The sequence below is a fragment of the Leptospira haakeii genome (genome assembly GCF_002812045.1).
GTDB classification, from domain to species: domain Bacteria; phylum Spirochaetota; class Leptospiria; order Leptospirales; family Leptospiraceae; genus Leptospira_B; species Leptospira_B haakeii.
Genome location: NZ_NPEG01000011.1, coordinates 95,949 through 116,254, shown reverse-complemented (window position 1 = coordinate 116,254; position 20,306 = coordinate 95,949). Strand labels below are relative to the sequence as shown.

Genomic DNA, 20,306 nt, shown 5'->3' with positions numbered 1-20,306 from the left:
TCAGATTTCCTGCCTTTTTAAGAAATAAACGCTTATCCCGAATAGAAAGAAGGCTCCGGATAATAAGAAAGTGAAATGTTCCAGAAAATTCAGAAATACAGGCCAAAAGAATCCTTCCAAAACCGTAAAAAGACTGCTGAACCAAACGTTTAAAAACCCGTAAAACAGATATTTATACTTAGGAATAAGTCCGATTCGATAAAGAGCGACTATCGCAATTAAACCGATAGAATCGAAAATAAGATTCAAAATCTCGCTGATTTGTATCATGCAAACAGAAACAGGATTGTGTATCACCAAAACGGCGAAGTCAATTCAGTTTTCAACAAACCTTAGTCCGAAAAATATTTCCTTCACTAATCTATAACGAACGAAAAAACAGGCTAAAATTTTAACGGGACGAATCCCATGAAAATACCGCATGTATTTCCAATTCTAAGGCTCGCACGGAAAGTCGGATCTCTAATAAAGAAAATACCAGCGAAGTGAGCATCGAAAATAAGGAAAGCCCGAAACAGATCCAAGCTCCGATATTCCAAATCGCAATGAATAAGATCGATGCGGTACAGAATGTCATACTTAAAATACCAAACGTCTGAGAAAATCGGATATGGGAAATTCGTATTACAAGATTTCGAACTTGGGCCTCGATATTCGGATCCTCGGATTCCCTATATTTATCTAATAATTGTCTAGTAAGAGAGCTTAAACCCAAAAACCGATTTGTAAACGCTAGCATGAGAAGTGATATCGCCGGGAAAAGAATCCCGGGAGCATTATAACTCAAAGTATCCATAGCCTCCAATCGTTAGGTGACGGAGGCCTTAGTCAAAAATATTGCGAATAGTTTCGGAAAATATTTATGCAGGAAGATCCCGAATTTTTCCTTTGGGCCAGCTATGGTTCCTGCTCCACTCTAAGAATCTGATCTCCTAAATCGATTCTTCGATCTGCACTACGAATAAAGGAACGAATCTTATCTCCTGGTTGAAGATATTCAGATCGTTTTAGTTGCCCTTTTACGAATAATTCCCATTTCTTTTTTTCCGGCAGAAGTGCTGCAATCTTTTGCAAAAGTTTCCCAGGAGCTCTCAATGCACAGCCGGAAGGAGTTCCCGTAAGAAGTACATCCCCCGGTTCTATATTACAAAAATGAGATAATTCTCGGATACTCTCTTCTGGATTAAAAACCAGATCCGCTGCAGTGTCATGTTGTCTCACTCGATCATTCACAAGCAAAGTTAATTCCAAACTTTTCCATAGCTGAAAATCTCCAGGCTCTAAAACGGCAAGCACCGGACCCGCAGGCAAAAATGTACGATAAGATTTTCCTTTGTACCATTGTAATTGAGGAAGTTGTATATCTCTTGCAGATACATCATTAGCCATAAAGAAAGCAGCAACGTATTCGGAAACTTCTCCCGAGTTTTTACTCCAAGGTTCTTGAATGGATTTTCCAAAAACAAGACCCAATTCAATTTCGTAATCCAATAGTTGGACTTGTTTCGGACGGATAACTTTTCCTATAGGAGAAGTCAAAGATGCATCGGACTTACTGAAGAATAGAATATAATTTTTTTCGTCAGGATCCAATCCGGATTCAATTAGATGTTGTCTATAATTCGCACCTTGGCAAACCACTTGGCAAGGTGCCGTGATCGGAGAAAGAATCTCCAATTCTTCCGGAGAATAAAATTTAGAACTTGAAGATGGATTACTTTTGGAATATTCCAAAAATTCTCTGGTATTTAATTCTCCCGCACCTAAAGGAAAAACTTTTCCTTGTTTCCATTCTCCCCAATCGATCCCATCATTCTTCTTGAAACGTACAAAATTTTTTGCCATAAGATTTCCTTAATATTTAATCCAAGTTCTAGGAGAAATTTCCGCGACCTTCTTCAATTCTATGAGAATAGGTATGGAGATTCGCCTTCCTGAAATAATTCCTTTCCATAACTCCAATAATTTTTGAAGAGAAAGTTTAGTGTCCAAAAAATCTTTGGGCATATTTTCTCCCCACTGATACAAACTTTTTCGATTTATTAAATGAATCCCGGTAGGAACAGAGTTATCGAACTTATCTCCGTCAGCATAATGTTCTACTAACATACCGGCAGGATCCCTATGATAATCAAAGATCTGGCTACCTAGTAAATGCCTTCCGATTCCCCAACTGGAATGGTATCCTTTTCCTAAAAGCCATTCTCTTCCCGTTGCTACCTCATCCAAATCTTTCAATTCGAAGGCGCAATGTTCTAAACTATCCGTGATCCCTGAAGCAATCACAATCGAATGGTGATCTGATAGAATTTCCCCTCGATCGAATCTTAAAAAAACGATTACAGGCTCCTTGGATTCCGGAAGGATTTGAATATCGGAGGGAATCATTCCGAAAGTATCGCAGTACCAAGAAGCATTCTTTAGAAATTCCTGTTTTAGAAAAACCGCATGTCCTAATCTGTTAATCTTAGAAGGCCTCGATTCGCAAGGCCTTGGGAGATTAGCTCTACGAGATTCTCCCGGATAATTCCAAAGTTCTTCCGTAGGATCGATTGGATTTTTGTTTTTTTCCTCCGGTACATACATTACATCCACGGGAAGTCCAGAAGGATCAAAAAGAGTCACACACGGAATAGAATTGATACGTCCGTTTTGTAGAAATTCTGCACCAGGAATGGTTTTCAGTCTTTCAAAATCTTCCGAAGAATGTAGATATATTCCTAGACCGATTAAAAAATCCCTGTCGGCCTTTTCCAAGGACCAACAGGGAAGATCGGAGCTATTTCCACGAAACAAAATCCGGTCTTCTTTTTTCTCCACTATATCCAATCCGAAATCTTGATAGTATTCGGAGGCAGATTCCAAATTTTCCCGGCCTAACCGTATATAGGCGATGTCTGCAGCCTTGCTTAAGGGGCGATCGGAACGAACGGGACATGCGGACGGAATTTGTTTCATGGCGATTTTCCTTGGTGAATATCCAAATATTTTAGGATCGTATTGTTTGCTTCTTCTGAATTGAATGTAGCAGCAATGATTCGATCCGGACGAACGATAACAAACCGATCCCTTCCGCCGAAATAATGAGAAAAGGAAGAAGTAATATCTTCCGCATCTGCGGAATAATTCTCCGACAATTGTTGCTGACTTGTGAGAAAACAATATTTTCCACCGATCATTTCCCATCTTTCTTTGGATTCTGAATGCAATACTGAAAGAGGATGTTTACCATAACCTATAAGGATCATATCCTTGCCTAAAAGAAGGTCTGAAAACACGATTTGTCCTTCGGGCAATTTTACCGGAAATTGAGGAAACGAAGCCCCGGGCACAATATTATATTTTTTTGATTTACCTTTCATTAAAAAGAGACCTTTTTTGAATGAGTTATCCGGTTTAATCCGCAGATCGGAAAGAAAAGGGCGGAAAGGAGAATAATATAATATTTTAAAGATAAAATCTCGGACGAGCGCGATCGCTTTATTCCGGGTCATGATGATAGATCCCAAAAATACGGCCAATCGTATCATCTTTTTTGCATGTGCTTTTCTTTCTATATGATAACTTGAAAGAATTTTATAAGAGGCCGAACCTTTCAGAACGGAAGAGATCTTCCATCCTAGATTAAATGTATCCCTCATTCCACTTACCAATCCCTGACCGGCAAAAGGAGGAGTTAGATGGGCGGCGTCTCCTAAAAGATAAACTCTTCCCTTTCCCATACAGTCGGCGGTTTTAGCCTGGAATCTGTACACCGCGGTTCTTTCCACGTTCATAGAGGAAATATCTCCCCAAGGTTTCATCAGTTCGGCCACTTTTCCAGGCTTCTCCATTTCTTCCTTGGTTTCACCTTTCTTTAGTAGGAACTCCCACCTTTGAGAACCGTTTGGACCTGGAACATGAGCGATCGGCCGTTTAGGATCACATAAAAATTCAACCGTATCCCAAACTTTACCTAGATTTGCTACATCTAGAATCAACCAATCTTCCTTGTACGAAGATCCTTGTAGTTTCCAACCTTGTTTGGTTCGTACAGAACTATGAGCTCCGTCACAACCGAGTAAAAATCCCGTGCTGATCCTATACTCTAACTCTTTACATTTTACTCTGATTACAATTTCCGAATCGTATTCCTTATGATCTAAATAAATACATTCTGACCAAAGACTCACCTGATCAAATCTCTCCAAACCTTTCCTTAGTATTCTTTCCAAAGATGGTTGGTAAATAGATACAAGCCTTGGATGCCCATCAAGAGAACCGGATGAATTGATCTTTGCAATTGGTCCTCCCAAAGGAGAAACCATCTGCACTCCGGAAATTGCGGGCATAGTACGGGCTGCTTCTTCTTCCAACCCGATCGCTTGCAAAATTCTTAAAGCATCTTGGTCCAAAGAAATCGCTCTCGGGATCTCTAAAATCCCCGGATTTTGATCGATCACAAGGGTGGGAATTTCATACATACCCAGCAAATTGGCAGTAAGGACCCCAACTGGCCCTGCCCCAACGATCACTACATTAGGCTTTTCCGATTGAGAAAAATATGAGATATATCTCATTTTTCATGAATTCCTCATAAATGAGGACTAGATCAAAATTTAAAATAAAGGTCAATTACATTTTTGAGAGGTCTCTCAAAAATGTAATTGCGAAAAGAGAGTCGGGCTCGTATACATTCATAGAATGCCTTCCGTTCCGAAAAAGAAGCTACTCCCTAAACGGGAAAGAACCCGCGCTCAAATCATGAAAGCAGCATTGCGTCTGTTTGCTCAGAAAGACGCAGCAGAAACTTCAATAGCAGAAGTAAGCGCAGAGGCGGAGGTCGCAAACGGAACCTTCTACAATTATTTCAAAACCAAGGAAGAATTACTCGAAGCTTCCTCACTTGCATTGATCGAAGGTCTTGCAGAAGAAATAGAAATTGGTATGAAGGATCTAAAAGATCCGGCAGAAAGAATGGCTCTTGCAGGTATTCTATTCTTTAAAAAAGCTAGAAAGGATTTCGATTGGGCCTGGGCTTTGATCAGAATCGCAGCAGTCGCTCCTAGAATGAGCGATTTATTATTAAGTTATCCTATAAACGATTTAAAGAATGGAATCAAATCTGGAAAATTCCAAATCGAATCAGAAGAATCCGCTTTGGGCTTATTTGTAGGAGCATTACACTATGGAATCCGTAATATTTTAGAAGGCCGTGCAAAAGATGTTTCACACGATCGAGAAATGATGACTCTGGTATTAAAAAGTTTCGGGGTAAGTCCTCAGGCTGCAAAAAATCTTTCCACAAAAGGATTTCTCAGAGCCTGGGAAAAAGAAGGAAATTAAATTTTAGAATCTAGTTTAGAGATCGGTGGAAGATTAGAAGACAAAGATTGATAAATCTGTTCAGCCAGTCCCAAAGATGAATTTGCGGAAAGATTCTTTGAATATTCGTCATAGAGCATATCTTCGAAAATTTCTTCCGCGTATCCACCATCGATGAGTCCGGATTTATGAACTGTGGATTTCATTTCTTTCAACATCATCTTTACGAAGATGGATTCAAATTCGCCGGAAGCATCAAATAACTTTTTGCGATATGGATCGGCAGCGATTTCTTCCTTAATATTATGAGGCATTCTCACTTCAGAAGAGGAAACTTTTCCGGATAAAGTATTATTAAATTCTTCTCTTAATTGGTCCGGAAAACTTTGACCAGGCTTTACGTTTTTTTCCTCGCGTAAAAGTCTTTGAACTTCCGGCCTTTCCGTAAGATCCAATTTAGATCGATAGTCTTGAATTTTATCTATCATTATTGTATCTCCAATTCTGCATGAAGTGCACCTGCTGCCTTCAATGCTTCTAAAATTGCTATAATATCTTTTGTAGAAGCTCCTACTTTGTTCAATGCTTCCACCACATCGGAGACTTGAGTGGCCTCTTCTATCACGAAAGATTCTTTAGTAGGTGGTTTTTCTCCGCTCAACCTTGTAGGTCTTCTATTCTTATCTGCAACGGAAAGACTAAGGCCCGATCTAGCAACCGCAACCTCGTCAATTGTGATATTTCCGCCCATTACGATGACTCCGGATCTTTCGTTAATCACCACTTTTGCTCTAGGATTCGATTCTACAGTGATGTTTTCCAGATCAGAAAGAAGGTTAAGAAGCCCTGGAGATTTAGCAGAGAATCCAGCACCAACTTCTATCACGATCTCGGATGGTGTTAAAGCCTGGATGGATTCAGCTTTTAACCCGAATTTTTCCGGAACAGTTTCTTTGATACGATTGATTACGTTATTCATTAATGAGAAGTCTTGGCTATTCAATCGAATTACCACTCTCTGGTTGGAAAAGAAATCTTCTTTTAATTCGGCTTCTACAATTGCACCTGCGTGAACTATCCCCACAGTCTTTTTGGAAGCTCTTCCAAGTCCGCCTGCGCTGTTTTCTTTTCCGCCAAAGGAGATAACTCCGCTTGCTACCGCATAAATTTTATCATTTGCGGTTTTTAAAGGAGACTGAAGAAGTACCCCTCCCTCCAATGACTTTGCGTCTCCTATAGAAGAAACGGTCACATCCAATCTATCCCCTTTTCTAGCATAAGAAGGAATATTAGCAGTAATTAATACGGATGCTATGTTTTTAGTTTGTTCCGGCTTTAGATTCGCATCCACTCCCAGGTTCTTGAGGTAATTTTTCATACTCTCAGTAGTCATTGGAGTTTTAGAATCTCCAGTACCAGGCAGTCCAACCACGATACCATAACCGGTGATTTGATTATCCCTGATCCCTTCTATCTTAGCAAGGTCCTTTAAACGAACTTCTGCTCCGGAAAGTGATAAGGAGAATATTATAAAAAGTAAAACTACTCTTTTCATTTAGACTCTCCCAATAAACGATTCAACTGTTCCAGAATATATCTTTGTTTTTCTTCTTCTGAAAGTTCCGCCTTAACGGTTACGGTCCCATCAGGATTATTGATCGTTTTTAAAGTGATAGGAGGTTGTAAATTTTTAGGTTCAATTCTTCCTGTAAACTGGATTTGCAAATCTGCAATCCGATCCGCATCTACAGAATTGTCTCTGGAAATAAACTCCGGGGATAATCTTCCGGTCAAAAGAACTTGAGAAGGTTCTCCATTATAAGTAGAAGAGCGTTGTCCTTGTAATGTCAAAAGGCCTGTATTTGTATCTATCGCAGTAACTACAGCTGTCAGATTCCCTTTCAGTTTACCTAATGATTTGATCTTACCTTTATTCTTACGAACGATTGTACGGTCCGTATTATAAGCAGGATTATCAGGGATCACTTTTTTATCGGGAACGGCCTTGATAGTTATATTTTCATCTGCAGTAGATTCAATCTCGAACTCCGCAGTAAAACCATCTTTCAATTTTACGAATATAGTAGTTCCTACTTTCAGATTTTGGCTTCTGGAGTAAGGATTTTTATCCTGCCATTGGGATAGATCTTGAGCGAATAGAGCGATCATTCCGGATAAAAATAAAAGTGGAAGTATAAATTTTAAACTACGGATCATATCAATTCTCTAAAAGGACTGTACCCTTCTCCACTACTCTTGCGGAAATTTTCCCTTCTTTCGAATGAGAAGAAACGTCCACGATCTCTCCAATATTACCGGAACTTAATGCTTTTGTCTTGGACTTTACTACCAGATTTCCCTTGGTATAAACAAGATTTACGTCCCCGCCTCTTTGCACATCGAATAAGAACCTAAATTGTTTTTTACGGAGAAGTTCCCCTATCTGTAGATCCTTAAGTGCAGTGGAACCGATATCCTTACCGGAAATCCCGTCCGTAAAAGATTCTTCCATATAAACGGTTCTTTCTTCCAGATCTTCTGCTTGTAACTTTTGTCCCTTGCGGATCTCTTTTTTGGCGAAAAGCGCGTTCGTTCTTCTTTCTAATTTAAATTTGATCCTTTGAGTATGGACCTTTCTGCTCTCGAAATAAAAATCTAATGAAGCAACGATTTGTCCAGGATGAATGACTTGAGGAAGTCCCGCCCATTTCAGCTCCACACCTTGGCTTGGAACAAACCTTTCTCCGCCTATATAGGAAATTTTAAAATCCCCTTCTTTATCTTGAGGAAGTTTAGAAACTTCTTTTTTTAGACTTTCTTCTAAGTCTTCCGGATCTAATTCAGAATCCAAAGGTAATACTAATGTTTCTTTTCCAGAAACCGGGATTCCAGCCAGAACTTCTTTTAAGTTTTCTGGACGAATGACAACAGGAGAATTCAAGTTTCTTAATACAACCTTATCTTTCATCCCGTCTGGAAGTTTAGCGATCTCGGAGAGTAGGACTTCTTTCTTTTGGGTCAGAAGTTTTCCACGCAGGTATACCGCCTCCATTCCTTCTATCTTTACTAAACCGGAAAAGGATAGTCCGGTTAAGATACAGAACGAAATGTAAAAGCGGAAACTCATACTAATTAACGTTTAAGTCCGATCGCAGTAGATAACATGTTATCCGAAGTCTGGATAGCTTTAGAGTTAGATTCGTAAGCTCTTTGAGCCACGATCATATTCACCATCTCTTCTACGATTTTTACGTTAGACATCTCCAAGAATCCCTGAAGTACGTTTCCGAAACCTTCCATACCAGGAGTCCCAGGAATTTCAGGGCCGGAAGCAACAGTCTCTTGGAATAAGTTTTTACCGATTGCCTGAAGACCCGCAGGGTTCACGAAACGATAAAGTTCCACCTGACCGATCACGGTAGGACGGATATCCGCTCCGATCTTTACCGTAACTTCTCCCTGCTCGGAGATCATTAGAGTATTTAGGATCGCTCCCTCAGGAAGAATAAGAGGTGGCTCCAACAAATAACCGTTAGATGTTACTACTTGTTGGTTTGAATCAATCTTATAAGAACCGTCACGAGTGAATGCAAAACTGCCATCAGGCATTTGGATCTTGAAAAATCCCATCTCGCTTGTGATCGCAAGGTCCAACTTATTACCGGTCGCCTGAAAGGAACCGATCTCGAATAATTTCTGAGAAGCAGCCGCCCTCACCCCGTGACCCACATTCACACCTGTGGGGATTTCACTCACGGAAGTAGCAGGTGTTCCTGCCAAAACCATATGTTGGTAAACTAAGTCCTCAAAATCCGCACGGTTCTTTTTAAAACCGGTGGTATTCACGTTTGCCAAGTTGTTGGAAATTGTATCTATATGAAATTGCTGAGCGATCATTCCGGTCGCGGCAGTCCAAAGGGAACGCATCATTTGAGTTTATACCTCGATCCCTTAACCTATCGGCCATTCCCAAAAAATCCACAGGGGATATTAGGGATTTTTGAGACAAAATACCGGTTTTTCGGAAGTGCGCTTCTACTTCAGGTTACGGAAAACCACACAGCGGTTGGAGTTGGTTCCCTTCTCATTATTCGAAACATTCCAACAATTTGCAAGTTTCGTGAACTTCTGGTCATTGATGTACGTATTTTCCCAGACAAGTCCCGTAGATTCCGCACATTTGATTACGTATTCATCCAGATTGAAGACTGTTTTACCTTTTCGAACTTCTCCCACTTCCATGACCACCGTTCCACCGGGTTTTACCACTCTAGAAAGTTCCGACAAAGTTCCTTGGATAAATTCACACCAACCGGCAAGAGTTGCGAATATACTTGGTTTCTGGTCCTTCTCCAGTTCTATATCTAGAAACCAATATCGAAGCCAATTGTCCTCTTCGTAATTTACCTTGTCCAAAAATGGAGGGCTGGTCACTACGAGATCCACTGAATCATCTTCTAAACCAAAAAGATCTAAGGAAGAATGATTGGTGTATTCGTTTCTGGAGGAAAACTCATGATAAAAAGGAGTAAGTAATTCTTTCAGATCCCTTCTCATCTTCTGAAGGATCCTTGGCTTGATCTCTCTATAATCAGGGACAACTCCTCTTTTCTCATTATTTCTTTTTTGAGCCGAAGGAGGAATAGAGATCTGAGGAAAACTATAGACAGAAAAGAATCCGTTACTATGGCCGTGAAGCCTGGATAATGCAGTTAGACCCAAATATCTAAGTTCAGGAGAATCCGAATCAGAAAGGATCTTTTTAAGGTTCTTGATCTCTTTTAAAGTATCTTTATGATAAAAATGTAAAAGACCCTCGTCTTCTTTTTCTTCCCGGATCTTGGAGTTCAGATTGAGAGAATCAAGCGCCCTTTCCAGTTTTTCGATAGAAGGTACAGTTTGTCTGGACTTCGCCAAAAATAAGGACATTGGACTGATATCATTATGGATAGCAGCATAACCTTCTAAGTTTGCTTGGACCGCAGTGGTCCCTCTTCCACCGAAAGGATCGAATACTATCCCTTTTCGATTCTCTAAATATTTTCCAATGAAGAAGGCGGGCAATTCAGGCTTAAAGGAAGCTCTGTAACTAACCACATAATGGATTGGATGAGACTGCCTTTGTTTAGATGTCCAAAATTCACCGGTGAGTATCTTTCTTTCTTTTTTACGAACTGCGCCGCTCATCCGTTCCGCCTTTTCTTTTTTCTTATTTTCGGAAGAAGGTGCGATTTTCAGTTTTGCTTTTTATAATCTTGCCTGAGACATAAGAGAGGAATGGCGGAAGTGAGATCAGAAATACTTGTCTCCCTGCCGAATCCAAAAATCGTAGCATTCAGATCCGGAATTTTAGATAAGTCCAAGCTCGGATCGCCAAGAGAATGAAAGTAGCATCCTCCCATCTTTACGAAGAATTTTTAAAAGAGAAAAAAACGAATCGGAGATTCGAACTCGCAGGAATATATATTGGATACGGAGCTTACGTGATAAGTCTTGGAATCGTATTCTGGTTCAAAAGAGAAAATCCACTCTTCTCAGCAATGTTCTTTTTAGGATTATTTACAAGAGTTTCCAGTTTAATGATTGGAAGAGTTTTCTTGGTCCCTAAAGTTTTTCTGCAACTTCTCTCGGCTAACCACGCTGAAAAAGAAGAAGCCTGGGAAATCATACAAGCCTATAAAGAAGAAATAATAGGCAGACTCGCAGGAAATATCTTCGGCTGGAATGATTCGAGTGAGTTATACTCCATGGATCAGGAGCAAATGATCGAGTTCGTAAAAAAATATACGGTTACGGATTGGAGAAGGATCGGAAAAATTTTCCTGATGTTCTACATCCCACTTTCACTTTTCGTTATTTATCTTACGATTTACGCATGGTTTTCATAAGGCAAATATTCCGTTTTTCTTTTGTGGTCCTTCTTCTCTCCTGCTCTGTAAAAACAGGGACGGAATCTTTGGCCATACAAAAGGAAGAACTCAATCTCTCCGACAGAAAAGTCTGCTTATTCCTGGCGGAAATGGAAGAAGGTACACTTTTAAAAGTGGGAGAAGATAACTGCAAAAAAAGTTCTCCATCTATGTATGTATTTCAACCTGTGCTTGCTCTGGCGGCATTGGAATTAGGAACATTAAAAGATCCTCATGGATATTTCCCTTGGGACAAAACCAAATTTCCATATATCAGATGGCAAAAGGAACAGAACCTGAAGTCTTCTTTAGAAAGTTCCACAGTTTGGTATTTTCAGAAAATCTGGACGGATACCGGCACTACTAAACTTAGGACCTGGTTATCTTCTGTTGGACTTCCTACATCCGTTCCATTCGAACCTTCTAGATCCTTTTGGATGGATGGAGGATATTCTTGGACAGCCGAAGAATTCTATTTATTCTTATGGAAATTATTCAACGGAGAGTTAGAGGTTAGAAAGAAAAACCTAAACTCGGTATTAGAAGGGCTGGAAAGAAATCCGGGAGAAATCAAAAATCCAACAGGCATCCATAGATTAGATGGGCACTTTGGGAACTACTCCGGTTTTTACTCTGATTCTGCAACAGGATATGCCCAAGGAAGATCAGTCTCTTGGTATTGGTTCTTTTGGAAAGACCCAAAACGATCTTATTTATTTTTATCTAGGATAGAGAGTGAATCCGAAACCCTTTCTCCCTTAGAGGCTGCAAAGTTTGGCATGGAATATCTGAGAGAAAAAGGGTTTTGGGAAAAATATTTCTCTTCTTCAAACTAAGTATTATTCTTTTCTCATTCTTTCCATTTTTGTAGTATGGAGGAACTCCAACATTCCGAGGGTTTCTGATTCTAAGGATGAAACGAAACGCAATTTTCTACATTACCCTATTAGTATTTTCTTTAGGAGCCTTTCTATTCATAGCGAAACAAGGCAAGTCATTAGAAATAGGTAAAGTTGCTATCGTCGAAGCAAGTTCTTCTACTTCGGTCGAGCCCACAGAAGATACTATAGATGTTTGGAAAAAAGCCGGGGCAAAACTTTGGAAAGGTTTCCATGAACCTCTTCCACTCCTATTATTACAAATCGGGGTCGTAATAGCCGCTACTCGAGTAATGGGTAAACTTGCAGTTCTTGTAAGACAACCATTCGTAGTCGGGGAGATACTTGCAGGTATATTATTAGGTCCATCCCTATTCGGGTTATTATTCCCGGAACAGTATCAATTCTTATTTCCCAAAGTTTCCTTAAGTTCCTTACAACTATTAAGCCAGATCGGCTTGGTATTCTTCATGTTCGTAGTCGGAATGGAATTGGATCTAAAGTTCCTCAGAAACCAGGCAGACTCTGCTATATTGATCTCTCATGCGAGCATTCTTCTTCCTTTCTTACTCGGAGCGATCTTAGCACTTTCTATTTATAAAACATTAGCTCCTCCTGAGGTAACATTTCTCTCTTTCTCTTTGTTTATGGGGATAGGCATGAGTATTACAGCCTTTCCTGTTCTTGCTCGAATTGTTCAGGAAAGAGGACTTACGAAAACAAAACTAGGCGGACTTGCACTTACCTGTGCTGCTTCAGACGATTTAACCGCTTGGTGTTTACTTGCAGTAGTGATCGCTCTTGTACAAGCAGGAGGGCTTTTAGCCGCATTATTTACCATAATCCTGGCAATCATTTACGTTATTATAATGTGGAAGGTTGTACAACCTGCGATGCATAGAGCAGGAGGAATTTTCACAAACAGAGAAGCATTCACCAAAATGGCAGTGGCTCTGTTTTTACTTTTCCCGATCGCATCCGCTTGGATTACTGAATCCATCGGAATACACGCATTGTTTGGCGCTTTTTTAGCCGGCGTTGTTATGCCTGACAAACCCAAACTTAGGACACTTCTTGCTGAAAAGGTAGAAGACTTAAGTACCGCTATTTTTCTTCCTTTATTCTTCGCGTTAACCGGAATCAGAACACAGATCGGATTATTGAACCAAGGTAATTTGTGGTGGGACTTTGCAATGGTGCTTACGGTTGCCATTGTAGGTAAATTTGCAGGAAGTGCAATCGCTGCACGAGCCTCCGGAAATAGCTGGAAAGATTCCTTATCCTTGGGTGCGCTAATGAACACAAGAGGACTCATGGAATTGATCGTCCTCAATATTGGTTACGATATAGGCGTATTATCCGCTCATATATTCTCTATGATGGTGCTCATGGCATTGGTCACGACTTATATGACCGGTCCGAGTTTAAATTTAATAGAAAGAATTTTCTCAGTTGTAAAAGACAAAAGAGAAGAAGGTATACTACTCGCATTCGCATTACATTCCAGAGGTGTAGACCTATTAAGACTTGCTTCTGGATTATTCCAAAACGGAAACAAATCAAAAGAAGTGACTGCGCTCCACCTTACTCCGGATTCCTGGATTTCAGGCAAAACCGCTCAAAAATACGAGAAAAAAAGTTTCGAACCTTTATTCAAACTTTCTAAAGAACTTGGGATCAAGCTGAAAACTCTATATAAACCTTCTGACAATGTCACAAGAGATATACTCAAAACGATCCAATCAGGAAATTATAATATATTCCTGACTGGAGGGGCCAAATCCTTATTCAGCGATGATGTATTAGGCGGTAAGATCAGAACGCTTCTCTCCGAATCGGAAACAAACGCGGGTATCTTAGTCGCGGAAAAATTAAAGGAATTAGATCGTTTTATCTTAGCAGTTTATTCCGATAAAGATGTAAAACTATTAAGTTTCGCTTTAGCAATGGCTAAAAAGATAGGAGCCAAACTTTCCATTTGGGATCCAAGAGGTAAAGTACCTCAATTTTCTCAAAAAGAAAGAAATCTTCTTAAAAAAGAAAAGATCATAATCCTAAAGGGAGAGAATCCGCAAATACTTTCTGAAGCAGACTTAGTGATCTGCGACTTAGAAACCTGGGAAGAAGAGACCGAATTTAGGAATTGGGAACTTTCAGACGGTTCGGGACTCTTCTTAGTACGTTATAAAGATTAAGAGTCCGTTTTCAAAAAGTATCCGACCCCTGGTTCAGTGATCAGAATTTCAGGATTACTCGGATCTCTTTCTATTTTTTTGCGGATCTGGTTTACATACACTCTTAAATAACCTGATTCTGCCATCTGATTCGGACCCCATAGTTCTTTTAAGATTTGGGTTTGAGTCACGATTTTTCCGGGGTAAGTGGCTAATAATTTTAGAAACGAATACTCGGTAGGTGTAAGGCGGACTTCTTTACCTTCTTTCAAAACTTTTCTGGTCCCAAAATCCAATTCCAAAAGTCCGATCTTTACTTTAACGTCCGTTTTTTCCGGAGAAGAGTGCCTTAATAATACTCTAATCCTTGCAAGTAATTCTCCTACTCCGAAAGGTTTGGTAAGATAATCGTCCGCACCACTATCTAATAAAAAGATTTTATCTTTTTCGGAATCTCTAACGCTTAAAACTAATACCGGGATCTTAGAACCGGACTCTCTGATCTTTTTTAAGAATTCTTCTCCACCTTTTTCAGGTAAACCAAGATCCAAAATGATGGAATCTGGACGAACCATATAAACTTTTGATAATGCATCATCAACTGAGATCGCTTCTTCTACTTTATAACCCTCTTTTTCAAGAGCGACTCGGACCAATCGACGGATCTGGATCTCATCATCTATAATCATAATGATTGGACTAGACAATCGAATCCTCCAACGGAGGGAAAGTAAGGACGGGAATTCGGATCAAAAACCTTGCTCCACCTTCTTGTCTGTTCTCCGCCCAGATTTTCCCACCTTGTGCTTCTACAAGACCTTTGCAGATAGAAAGTCCAAGGCCTGTCCCTTGCATGGAACCGGAAATTTTAGTGAACTTCTCGAAAATTTTTTCCTCTTGCCCCGGAGGAATTCCAACCCCGTTATCTTCTACAGTTAACAGAAGATGATCTTTGGGCACGCTTGCCCTTACGATCACTTTACTATTTTTTACAGTATGTAAAAATGCATTCTGCAAAAGATGGATCAATACTTGGATCATCAATCTTCTGTCCATTCGAACGAGCGGCATACTTTCGTCCGACTGAACCGACAATGTATGCTCTCCTTTTTCATGTTCAGCAATCCGGACCGTTTCATTAATCAGATCTATAGGATCTTCCCATTGAAGGTCCAACATCAATCTTCCGGATTCCAACCTGGACATATCCAGGAGGTCTCCTACTAATCGATCCAACTTTTTATAGGCAATTCTGATCTCGGAAAATAAATCTGATTTCTCCTTTTCATTTTTTCCATCGCCTATTTCTAATAAATCTAAAGAGGCACGGATTACAGTTAAAGGAGTCCTAAAATCATGACTGACTGAATTAAATAACGCAGAATAAAACTTTTCGGATTCCTCCACCAACTTCGCGTTTGCACGAATTCCGAGTAATTGTATCCTCTCCAAAGCCAGCGCAATTTGATTTAGCATGGAAAATAAAAGAGTCTCTTCTTCCAATTCCAAACTCTCTTTATGCTCTCTCTCCAATCCAATCACTCCAAAACATCCACCTGGAGTGAGTAACGGAAGATATAAACCTTTTGACATTGGAACGGTATCCGTATCTTTTCCGGATGGTTTTCGATTTTGAAAAGTCCAAGCAGCCAGGGCGGATTCTTTCATATCCGGTTTAAAACCACTTTTAGGATGAGGATTACTAGAAAGTAAGGAATCCTGATCTGAAAGTAAGATCAAAACGGAAGATTGGAATGTATTACCTATCGTTTCGACCGCGACGGAAGCAATTTCATCTATACTATGAGTTTTAGACAATGCGACTGAAAGTCTATATAAACCGGAGAGCGCTTCCTCTCCTGTCTGAAGAGCTTCTTCACGATCTCTTAATCTTGTAGTGAGGACCCCTAATACTAAAGCTAGTATAAAATAAGTTCCGAACATCATCCAATCTTCTACTTTTTCGATATAAAAAGTGAATTTAGGCGGGATGAATAGAAAGTTCCAAAAGATTGCGCTCAAAGAAGCGGTCACCAAAACGGGGCCTCTTCCTGCAAACAAAGACACAAACATTATAAAAAACAGATATATAAGCCCGACAGACCAATAACCTGCAAAAATATTCAATAAAAGATTAAATGAAGTGATCCCAAGCAACGCGAGGAAAGAAAAAAAGTATTGGATAGGTTTGGATCTTGTTCCTTTTGTAAAAAATCCGAATCTGAACTTAGGTTTCTCTTTAGCAATTTCGGTAGGAGCAAGAAGTATTTGAAAATCTCCAGGCTGCTCGCTTAATTTATCTATAAAGGAACCACCTTTCAAAATCCTAGAAAGTTTGGATTTGCCGCTTCTACCTATTACGACATGAGTCGCCTTGGCCCGATTGATTGCTCGGACGATCCCGAGAACCGGGTCTCTATCGGAAAAATTTAGTATCTCCGCACCCAACTCTCTAGCAAGACCTAAGTTTTCTCTCAGGAGAGCTTTCTCTTCCGGAGATAATACATTTCCGTCATCGACATGCACTGCAACCCAAGGACATTTTAATCCGAATGCGATTCGTTTTGCATAACGTATCAAATTGGCTGCTTGCGGAGAAGAAGAGACCGCTACTAAAATTTTATCTGATAGTTTGGAATTCTTGGTTGGTTCTAAACGAGAAAGCTCTCGATCCACCAGTTTAGAAGTGAAATTTAAAGAAAGTTCCCTAAGTGCAGTCAGATTTGGTATCTTAAAAAATGAATGAAGCGCCAGCGGAACTTTATCAGAAGGATAAACCTTACCTTCTTTCAGGCGTTTAATCAGATCATCCGGGACCAGGTCGATCAATTCCACTTCATCCGCAATTTCTAAAATAGAATCGGGAACTCTTTCCGAAACTGGAGCTCCTGAAATTTCCTCCACTATACCCGCCCTACTTTCTAAATGTTGTACATTCAAAGTGGAATAAACGTTTATCCCTTGGTCCAAGATCTCTAAAACATCCTGGTATCTTTTAGGGTGCCGAGAACCTGGAACATTCGTATGAGCAAGTTCATCAATCAGAACCAGATCCGGTTTTTTTTCTAGAATTGCATCCAGATCCATTTCTTCCAAATCGACAGACTTGTATTTGGATCTTTTTCTGGGGATTGTAGAAAGACCTTCCGCCTGAGCCTCAGTTTCTTTTCTATTATGAGTTTCTAAATAACCGATCCAAACATCTATTCCTTCTGATTTTGCTTTTTGAGCATCTCGGAGCATTTCAAAAGTTTTGCCGACACCTGCGGCCATACCGAAGAAAATTTTCAATTTTCCTCTTGCCTTAGTTCCTTCTCCTCCGATCCGAGAAAGCAATTCGTCCGGATCAGGCCTATTTTCTTCTGCAGGTCTCACTTATAACTTTAATTTTTCTGAATATTCTTTTCTGTATAAACAGATCTCAATTTTAGATTCAATTTTAAAATATTGATCTTGGAAGAACCGAATAGTCCCAATTCAGGAGGTTCTATTGATCCTTCTACCAATTGAAACAATATATCTTCTGAAATTCCTTTTGTTTTTGCAATCAAAGGAATTTGATATTTTACTGCCTCCGGACTTAAATGAGGATCTAATCCACTTCCAGAAGAATGCAAAAGTTCTGAAGGCACAGGCTCAGCTCCTCCTCTTGCAACCCAGTAATATCTTCTTTCCTCTATCTTTTTATATAATTGAGAATTAGTAGGTCCAAGGTTAGAAGCTCCAGAAGAAGAAGGATCATATCCGATTGCAGAAGGTCTACAGTGAAAATATTCTGGAGATTCAAAAGACTGAGCGAGTAACTCAGAACCGATTACCTTTCCGTCTATTTCAACTAAAGAACCTGAACTTGTCTTTGGAAAAGAAAACTTAGCAAATCCATATACAAGAACCGGATAAAATATCCCGCATACAAAAGTCCAAAGCCCTAATTGTAAAACAGCTCTTATCATACAAAAACCTTTTGAGTAAAACTTAAAATCAGATCTATTCCTTTGATCCCGAAAAACGGAAGAATAAGTCCGCCAAAACCATAGATAAATACATTTCGAGCCAGAACCGAATCCGCACCTGCTGGCCTATAACTCACACCTTTTAATGCTAGTGGGACCAAAAACACCAGGATCAAGGCATTAAAGATCACCGCACTTAAAACAGCAGATTCAGGACTTGCAAAACCCAGAATATTCAAAATAGATAATGCGCCAACGCCGGCTACCGGAAACAGACCGGCAAACATAGCCGGCAAGATCACGAAATATTTAGATACGTCATTTGCGATACTAAACGTAGTCAAAGAACCTCTTGTCATCAAAAGTTGTTTTCCGATTTCCACAATTTCTATGAGCTTGGTCGGATTACTATCCAGATCGATCATATTCCCAGCTTCCCTTGCAGTTTGGGTTCCGGTATTCATCGCAACGCCTACATCTGCTTGAGCTAAAGCCGGTGCGTCATTTGTTCCATCACCTATCATTGCCACAAGTTTTCCGCCCGACTGTTCTTCACGGATACGTTTTAGTTTTGTTTCCGGTGTTGCTTCTGCGATAAAATCATCCACTCCGGCTTCTGCAGCGATAGCTGCCGCTGTTAAAGGATTATCTCCAGTGATCATCACTGTCCTAATCCCCATCTGTCTTAGCCTTGAAAATCTTTCTTTAATCCCACCTTTTACAATGTCTTTTAAATGAATGACTCCTAAAATTTCTCTACCTTCCGAGACTACTAAAGGTGTCCCTCCTTCTCTTGCTATCTCATCTACTATATCAGAAATTTCCTTTGGATATTCCCCACCTAAACCTGTAATATAATTTCGGATGGAGTCAGAGGCTCCCTTTCTGATCGCAGGTTTTGTTTTTCCTTCTGCATCAGGATCAAAGTCTACGCCGCTCATTCTACTTTTTGCAGTGAACGGAACAAATCGCCCTCCTAACTCGGATAAATTTCTTCCTCTTAGATCGAATTTTTCTTTCGCTAATACTACAATAGATCTTCCTTCAGGTGTTTCGTCTGAAAGAGAAGCAAGTTGTGCTGCATCTGCTATTTTCTTTTCTGAAATTCCTGGCGCAGGAACAAATCGAGTAGCCATTCTATTTCCCAAGGTAATTGTCCCTGTTTTGTCCAGTAATAGAACATCTATATCTCCTGCTGCTTCTATTGCCCTACCAGATTTAGCGATTACGTTCCTTCTCATTAGTCTGTCCATTCCGCTGATACCTATCGCAGATAATAATCCGCCAATCGTAGTAGGGATCAAACATACCAAAAGACCAACTAACGCAGGGAATGAACCGGAGAGTCCTAAACCTCCTCCACCTTCTTTTTGACTATAAATCACAGCGGGAACAAGGGATGTAATTGCAACTAAGAATACCAAAGATAATGCGGAAAGAAGAATGGAGAGTGCAATCTCATTCGGAGTCTTCTGCCTAGAAGCCCCTTCAACAAGAGAGATCATTTTATCTATAAAAGTTTTTCCGGGATCTGTTGTGATCTGGACTATAATCTTATCACTTAAAACTTTTGTGCCTCCAGTGACTGCAGACCTATCCCCGCCGGATTCCCTGATCACAGGCGCAGATTCTCCAGTAATCGCGGACTCATCTACAGAGGCGATACCTTCTACCACCTCTCCGTCACCTGGGATCTGATCGCCTGCTTGACAGACCACCTTGTCCCCAGTTCTTAATTCGGAAGAAGGAACTATAATAACAGAACTTCCGTTTAGTTTATTTGCCTTAGATTCCTTTCTCGTTTTTTTCAAAGATTCAGCTTTTGCTTTTCCTCTACCTTCTGCCAGTGCTTCTGCAAAATTCGCAAAAAGAACCGTCACCCATAACCAGATGGAAATTTGCAGACCAAAACTTAAATTTACAGGATGAAAAATCAGATCATAAGAACTTAATATCGCTCCTATATAAACGATGAACATCACAGGATTTTTCCATTGAACTCTCGGGTCCAATTTTACGAAAGAATCCAAAATCGCTTTTAATAAAGACTTTGGATCTTGAAAAAAGGAAGTATTTTTGTTTTTCATA

Annotated in this window: 19 protein-coding genes; 4 read left to right on the top strand and 15 right to left on the bottom strand. The window is 40.0% G+C overall.

Translation table 11 applies throughout. The features are described 5' to 3' along the window. The 5 genes from CH377_RS15340 to CH377_RS15315 form a co-directional block, all read right to left on the bottom strand. The gene (locus CH377_RS15340) at positions 1 to 249 is read right to left on the bottom strand and encodes a hypothetical protein (RefSeq protein WP_243402079.1); all 249 of its coding nucleotides are present in this window, start codon (positions 247 to 249) and stop codon (positions 1 to 3) included. Between the two features lie 142 nt (positions 250 to 391). Next, the gene (locus tag CH377_RS15335) at positions 392 to 796 is read right to left on the bottom strand and encodes a DUF2721 domain-containing protein (RefSeq protein ID WP_100724630.1); all 405 of its coding nucleotides are present in this window, start codon (positions 794 to 796) and stop codon (positions 392 to 394) included. A 101-nt stretch (positions 797 to 897) separates the two neighbouring features. Beyond that, positions 898 to 1,845, bottom strand: a complete 948-nt coding sequence (locus tag CH377_RS15325) for a fumarylacetoacetate hydrolase family protein (protein WP_100724629.1) — start codon at positions 1,843 to 1,845, stop codon at positions 898 to 900. 9 nt (positions 1,846 to 1,854) lie between these two features. Continuing rightward, a complete protein-coding gene (locus CH377_RS15320) occupies positions 1,855 to 2,958 on the bottom strand; it encodes a VOC family protein (RefSeq protein WP_100724628.1) in 1,104 nt (367 codons plus the stop codon). Beyond that, on the bottom strand, positions 2,955 to 4,559 hold the full coding sequence (locus tag CH377_RS15315) for an FAD-dependent monooxygenase (RefSeq protein ID WP_100724627.1): 1,605 nt from the start codon (positions 4,557 to 4,559) through the stop codon (positions 2,955 to 2,957). The genes CH377_RS15320 and CH377_RS15315 overlap by 4 nt, the downstream gene beginning before the upstream one ends. Before the next feature lie 184 nt (positions 4,560 to 4,743). On the opposite strand from CH377_RS15315, the gene CH377_RS15310 reads away from it, so the two are divergent. Continuing rightward, positions 4,744 to 5,325, top strand: a complete 582-nt coding sequence (locus CH377_RS15310) for a TetR/AcrR family transcriptional regulator (protein ID WP_100724648.1) — start codon at positions 4,744 to 4,746, stop codon at positions 5,323 to 5,325. Here the strand turns inward: CH377_RS15310 and CH377_RS15305 are convergent. The 6 genes from CH377_RS15305 to CH377_RS15280 all read right to left on the bottom strand — a co-directional run bounded on the left by CH377_RS15305 (position 5,322) and on the right by CH377_RS15280 (position 10,491). Continuing rightward, positions 5,322 to 5,795: a rod-binding protein gene (locus CH377_RS15305; protein WP_207797641.1), complete on the bottom strand. Its 474-nt coding sequence runs from the start codon at positions 5,793 to 5,795 to the stop codon at positions 5,322 to 5,324. The two genes, CH377_RS15310 and CH377_RS15305, sit on opposite strands and share 4 nt — an antisense overlap. Then, complete coding sequence (locus CH377_RS15300; protein ID WP_100724625.1) at positions 5,792 to 6,859, bottom strand: flagellar basal body P-ring protein FlgI; 1,068 nt, start codon at positions 6,857 to 6,859, stop codon at positions 5,792 to 5,794. Before CH377_RS15300 ends, CH377_RS15305 begins: the two co-directional genes overlap by 4 nt. Beyond that, entirely contained in the window at positions 6,856 to 7,521 is a 666-nt protein-coding gene (locus CH377_RS15295; RefSeq protein ID WP_100724624.1) for a flagellar basal body L-ring protein FlgH, read from the bottom strand. Before CH377_RS15295 ends, CH377_RS15300 begins: the two co-directional genes overlap by 4 nt. 1 nt (position 7,522) lies before the next feature. After that, positions 7,523 to 8,356 carry a flagellar basal body P-ring formation chaperone FlgA gene (flgA, locus tag CH377_RS15290; RefSeq protein WP_244283715.1) on the bottom strand — a complete coding sequence of 278 codons (834 nt, stop codon included), beginning with the start codon at positions 8,354 to 8,356 and terminating at the stop codon, positions 7,523 to 7,525. Positions 8,357 to 8,436: 80 nt separating this feature from the next. Further along, the gene (gene flgG / locus CH377_RS15285; protein ID WP_008590869.1) at positions 8,437 to 9,234 is read right to left on the bottom strand and encodes a flagellar basal-body rod protein FlgG; all 798 of its coding nucleotides are present in this window, start codon (positions 9,232 to 9,234) and stop codon (positions 8,437 to 8,439) included. 105 nt (positions 9,235 to 9,339) lie between these two features. Continuing rightward, complete coding sequence (locus CH377_RS15280; protein WP_207797640.1) at positions 9,340 to 10,491, bottom strand: DNA methyltransferase; 1,152 nt, start codon at positions 10,489 to 10,491, stop codon at positions 9,340 to 9,342. 194 nt (positions 10,492 to 10,685) lie between these two features. Here CH377_RS15280 and CH377_RS15275 point away from each other — a divergent pair, with 194 nt between their 5' ends. The 3 genes from CH377_RS15275 to CH377_RS15265 all read left to right on the top strand — a co-directional run bounded on the left by CH377_RS15275 (position 10,686) and on the right by CH377_RS15265 (position 14,286). Beyond that, positions 10,686 to 11,192, top strand: coding sequence for a hypothetical protein (locus CH377_RS15275; RefSeq protein ID WP_100724622.1), 507 nt, complete (start codon positions 10,686 to 10,688; stop codon positions 11,190 to 11,192). Between the two features lie 68 nt (positions 11,193 to 11,260). Then, complete coding sequence (locus CH377_RS15270) at positions 11,261 to 12,049, top strand: penicillin-binding transpeptidase domain-containing protein (protein WP_243402078.1); 789 nt, start codon at positions 11,261 to 11,263, stop codon at positions 12,047 to 12,049. Positions 12,050 to 12,126: 77 nt separating this feature from the next. Next, the gene (locus tag CH377_RS15265; RefSeq protein WP_100724621.1) at positions 12,127 to 14,286 is read left to right on the top strand and encodes a cation:proton antiporter domain-containing protein; all 2,160 of its coding nucleotides are present in this window, start codon (positions 12,127 to 12,129) and stop codon (positions 14,284 to 14,286) included. On the opposite strand, the gene CH377_RS15260 is transcribed toward CH377_RS15265, so the two are convergent. Genes CH377_RS15260 through kdpB form a run of 4 tightly spaced genes read right to left on the bottom strand, consistent with a single transcriptional unit; the run spans position 14,283 to position 20,305 of the window. Next, positions 14,283 to 14,954: a response regulator gene (locus tag CH377_RS15260; RefSeq protein ID WP_100724620.1), complete on the bottom strand. Its 672-nt coding sequence runs from the start codon at positions 14,952 to 14,954 to the stop codon at positions 14,283 to 14,285. The two genes, CH377_RS15265 and CH377_RS15260, sit on opposite strands and share 4 nt — an antisense overlap. Before the next feature lie 10 nt (positions 14,955 to 14,964). After that, positions 14,965 to 17,640 (bottom strand): sensor histidine kinase, encoded by a 2,676-nt coding sequence (locus tag CH377_RS15255; RefSeq protein ID WP_100724619.1) that lies wholly within the window; start codon positions 17,638 to 17,640, stop codon positions 14,965 to 14,967. Between the two features lie 8 nt (positions 17,641 to 17,648). Continuing rightward, a complete protein-coding gene (gene kdpC / locus CH377_RS15250; RefSeq protein ID WP_100724618.1) occupies positions 17,649 to 18,218 on the bottom strand; it encodes a potassium-transporting ATPase subunit KdpC in 570 nt (189 codons plus the stop codon). Further along, positions 18,215 to 20,305, bottom strand: a complete 2,091-nt coding sequence (gene kdpB / locus CH377_RS15245) for a potassium-transporting ATPase subunit KdpB (protein WP_100724617.1) — start codon at positions 20,303 to 20,305, stop codon at positions 18,215 to 18,217. The genes kdpC and kdpB overlap by 4 nt, the downstream gene beginning before the upstream one ends. Position 20,306: the final 1 nt, after the last annotated feature.

Coding starts and splice junctions, on each gene's coding strand:
- CH377_RS15335 (WP_100724630.1), bottom strand. CDS start 796: ATGGATACTTTGAGTTATAATGCTCCCGGGATTCTTTTCCCGGCGATA.
- CH377_RS15325 (WP_100724629.1), bottom strand. CDS start 1,845: ATGGCAAAAAATTTTGTACGTTTCAAGAAGAATGATGGGATCGATTGG.
- CH377_RS15320 (WP_100724628.1), bottom strand. CDS start 2,958: ATGAAACAAATTCCGTCCGCATGTCCCGTTCGTTCCGATCGCCCCTTA.
- CH377_RS15315 (WP_100724627.1), bottom strand. CDS start 4,559: ATGAGATATATCTCATATTTTTCTCAATCGGAAAAGCCTAATGTAGTG.
- CH377_RS15310 (WP_100724648.1), top strand. CDS start 4,744: ATGAAAGCAGCATTGCGTCTGTTTGCTCAGAAAGACGCAGCAGAAACT.
- CH377_RS15300 (WP_100724625.1), bottom strand. CDS start 6,859: ATGAAAAGAGTAGTTTTACTTTTTATAATATTCTCCTTATCACTTTCC.
- CH377_RS15295 (WP_100724624.1), bottom strand. CDS start 7,521: ATGATCCGTAGTTTAAAATTTATACTTCCACTTTTATTTTTATCCGGA.
- flgA (WP_244283715.1), bottom strand. CDS start 8,356: ATGGAGGCGGTATACCTGCGTGGAAAACTTCTGACCCAAAAGAAAGAA.
- flgG (WP_008590869.1), bottom strand. CDS start 9,234: ATGATGCGTTCCCTTTGGACTGCCGCGACCGGAATGATCGCTCAGCAA.
- CH377_RS15280 (WP_207797640.1), bottom strand. CDS start 10,491: ATGAGCGGCGCAGTTCGTAAAAAAGAAAGAAAGATACTCACCGGTGAA.
- CH377_RS15275 (WP_100724622.1), top strand. CDS start 10,686: ATGAAAGTAGCATCCTCCCATCTTTACGAAGAATTTTTAAAAGAGAAA.
- CH377_RS15265 (WP_100724621.1), top strand. CDS start 12,127: ATGAAACGAAACGCAATTTTCTACATTACCCTATTAGTATTTTCTTTA.
- CH377_RS15260 (WP_100724620.1), bottom strand. CDS start 14,954: ATGATTATAGATGATGAGATCCAGATCCGTCGATTGGTCCGAGTCGCT.
- kdpC (WP_100724618.1), bottom strand. CDS start 18,218: ATGATAAGAGCTGTTTTACAATTAGGGCTTTGGACTTTTGTATGCGGG.
- kdpB (WP_100724617.1), bottom strand. CDS start 20,305: ATGAAAAACAAAAATACTTCCTTTTTTCAAGATCCAAAGTCTTTATTA.